The organism is Paracoccus shandongensis, assembly GCF_017315735.1.
In the GTDB taxonomy this organism is placed as follows: Bacteria; Pseudomonadota; Alphaproteobacteria; order Rhodobacterales; family Rhodobacteraceae; genus Paracoccus; species Paracoccus shandongensis.
In genome coordinates, this window is record NZ_JAFLRK010000069.1 from 1 (window position 1) to 2,857 (window position 2,857).

Genomic DNA, 2,857 nt, shown 5'->3' on the forward strand with positions numbered 1-2,857 from the left:
CGCCGTCTGTGGCGGGGGCGGCGGCAGGCGCGTCAGCCGCGGGGGCCTCGGCGGCGGGGGCCGGTGCCGCAGGCGCGGCAGGGGTGGCGTTGTCCTGCGCGAAGGCCGGTGCCGCGACAAGGGCAAGCGCCGCCAGAAGGGCCTGCGAAGGTTTGATCGGCATGGTTGTTTCGTCCCTTTGCTCAATGCGTTGAGCGGGCCTAGCATGTCCGTTTCCGTTTGTCAGGCCGCTTCCGGGATGCGCCGTTCACCAAGCGTTGACCCGCAGGGCGCGCGGCGGTCCTTTGCCTGCCGTCGGACCAACACGGATCGCGTGGCATCCGTGATGCGGCCGAATCAAAAGGGTCGTGGCATGAACCACGACCCCGACGCCAAAGGCGCTATCTTCCCCCTGCCGGACTGGCCGGTCATCATTGATCTGCACGCTAGTCGCGCAACCGGCTTCCGTCAACAGTTCCGTGAAAGCGCCGCGATCATAAAAAAAGCCGCGCCCGAAGGCGCGGCAGTCCAACAGGGAGGAAGGTTCGTCATCGACGAGCCTTGATGACGAACGATTCGCATCCTGTCATGGTTGCATTAACATTGTATTATTTCGCCGGGCGCTGCATCGGCGCGGGGCGCAACGGGGGACAGGCATGGCGAATGTGGTGGATCAGCAGGCGAATACGGTCCTTGTGGGCGGCGGCGGGCCTGATCATGCCACGCCGCAACGGCTGCTGCTGCCATACGCCAACCGCCACGGGTTGATCGCGGGCGCCACCGGCACCGGCAAGACCGTCACGCTGCAAATCCTGGCCGAAAGCCTGTCGCTGGCGGGCGTGCCGGTCTTCCTGGCCGACGTGAAGGGCGATCTGGCGGGCATGGCCTGCCCCGGCGGCGCCGAGGCGAAACCGCACGCGGCCTTTGCGGATCGCGCCGCGCGGATGGGCCTGACGCTGGATTACCAGGCCTTTCCCGTGACCTTCTGGGATGTCTGGGGCGAAAAGGGCCATCCCGTCCGCACCACTCCGGCGGAAATGGGGCCGCTGCTGCTGTCGCGCCTGCTGGATCTGACGGACGCGCAGGAAGGCGTGATGAACATCGCCTTCCGCGTGGCCGACGAACAGGGCCTGGCGCTGCTGGACCTGAAGGACTTGCAGGCGATGCTGGTCTGGGTGGGGCAGAACGCCGCCGACCTGTCGCTGCGATACGGCAATGTCGGCACGGCCAGCGTGGGCGCGATCCAGCGGGCGCTGCTGGTGCTGGAAAACCAGGGCGGGGACCGGCTGTTCGGCGAACCCGCGCTGGATCTGGCCGACATCGTCCGGCAGGACGCGTCGGGCCGGGGGATGGTCAACATCCTGGCCGCCGACCGGCTGATGCAGTCGCCGCGCCTTTACGCGACCTTCCTGCTTTGGCTTTTGTCCGAACTGTTCGAGCAACTGCCCGAGGTGGGCGACCCCGACCGCCCCCGCATCGCCTTCTTCTTCGACGAGGCGCATCTGCTGTTCGACGGCGCGCCCAGGGCGCTGGTGGAAAAGGTCGAACAGGTCGCCCGCCTGATCCGGTCCAAGGGCGTCAGCCTGTGGTTCATCAGCCAGAACCCCGCCGACATCCCCGAAGGGGTGCTGGGCCAGCTTGGCAACCGCGTCCAGCACGCCCTGCGCGCCTTCACCCCCAAGGACCAGAAGGCTCTGCGCATGGCGGCCCAGAATTATCGCGCCAATCCCGATTTCGACACCGCCGAGGCGATCCAGCATGTCGGCACGGGCGAGGCCGTGACATCCCTGCTGGAGGAGAAGGGCGTCCCCGGCACCGTGCAGCGCACGCTGATCCGCCCGCCCTTCAGCCGCATGGGGCCAATTACGGACGCGGAACGGGCCGGGGTGATGGCCGCCTCGCCCATGGGGGTGAAATACACCAGGACCATCGACCGCGAATCCGCGCATGAACTGCTGGCGCGCAGGACCAGCGAAGCGGCCCGGGCCGAGGACGAGGCGCTGTTCGACATGAACCGCGCCGAATACCGCAACGCCCGCCGGTATCAGCCGCGGGACGAGGCGCGTCCCCCGTCGTCCCGCAGCGATTCGATCGTGGAAACCTTTGGCAAGAGCCTGGCGCGGCAGCTTGGCACCAGGACCGGCCAGGCCATCGTCAGGGGCGTGCTGGGATCGCTGCTGCGGGGCCGCTGAGCGCGGCGCCGATCTGCGCCAGCATCGCCGCCCCGATGCCTGCGCCCGCCCGGACACTGGCAGGGGCATCGGCCACCGCCGCCCGCATTTCCGCCAGGATGGCGATCATCAGCAGGACATGGCGGTGCATGTCGTATTCCGCCGCGCGTTGCAGGCGGGCTTCGTTCAGGGCCGCTTCCTCGGCGCGCAGTCGGGGCAGGCAGGCGCCGGGGGCGGGGGTGTAATCCAGACGCAGCAAGCGCCGCAGGTCGCGGTCGCGCCGCCATCCCGCCTGCCCCTCGCGGGCGGCGCGGATCAGGATGCGCGGACGGCGCAGGGGCTCGGCCGCGGGACGGGGACGGAAGGCGATCACGTTCGGCATGTAGCTCATTTTTGAACTGTCCCATTGGTGTTGGTGAGACCAGCTTCACACAGCTTTAACGGGTGTTGCCTGCCGCTTTATCGCAGCGTTCGGTCGGGCAACGTATCTTTAGGGTTTGTTAGGGAATGTTGCGGCTATCTGCTGAAGACCAGCCGTTCCATTAACCACGTTTAACGCAACCTCAGGTAGTTTCAGTTTCCCCGGCTGCCAAGGATGACAAGGGACCAGATATGACGCTTTTGACCGCCGTCTGGAGTGAACCCCTCTGGCTGGACCCCATCGCACCATCTGAACTAAGCCGCCTTCTGGGCGAACAGGGTTTCGA

The 2,857-nt window shown here is 67.0% G+C and carries 3 protein-coding genes; 2 read left to right on the plus strand and 1 reads right to left on the minus strand.

Annotated features, from left to right (window positions below):
* The first annotated feature begins 352 nt into the window (after nucleotides 1-352).
* Nucleotides 353-544 carry a hypothetical protein gene (locus JX613_RS19545; RefSeq protein WP_207103143.1) on the plus strand — a complete coding sequence of 64 codons (192 nt, stop codon included), beginning with the start codon at nucleotides 353-355 and terminating at the stop codon, nucleotides 542-544.
* 91 nt (nucleotides 545-635) lie between these two features.
* Nucleotides 636-2,171, plus strand: coding sequence for a helicase HerA-like domain-containing protein (locus tag JX613_RS19550; RefSeq protein ID WP_207103144.1), 1,536 nt, complete (start codon nucleotides 636-638; stop codon nucleotides 2,169-2,171).
* Here the strand turns inward: JX613_RS19550 and JX613_RS19555 are convergent.
* Nucleotides 2,134-2,541 (minus strand): DUF6477 family protein, encoded by a 408-nt coding sequence (locus JX613_RS19555; RefSeq protein WP_207103145.1) that lies wholly within the window; start codon nucleotides 2,539-2,541, stop codon nucleotides 2,134-2,136. The genes JX613_RS19550 and JX613_RS19555 overlap by 38 nt on opposite strands.
* Between the last annotated feature and the right edge of the window lie 316 nt (nucleotides 2,542-2,857).

Excerpts from the sequence above, each read along its gene's own strand:
- JX613_RS19545 (WP_207103143.1), top strand. The coding sequence starts at position 353 with ATGAACCACGACCCCGACGCCAAAGGCGCTATCTTCCCCCTGCCGGAC.
- JX613_RS19550 (WP_207103144.1), top strand. The coding sequence starts at position 636 with ATGGCGAATGTGGTGGATCAGCAGGCGAATACGGTCCTTGTGGGCGGC.
- JX613_RS19555 (WP_207103145.1), bottom strand. The coding sequence starts at position 2,541 with ATGAGCTACATGCCGAACGTGATCGCCTTCCGTCCCCGTCCCGCGGCC.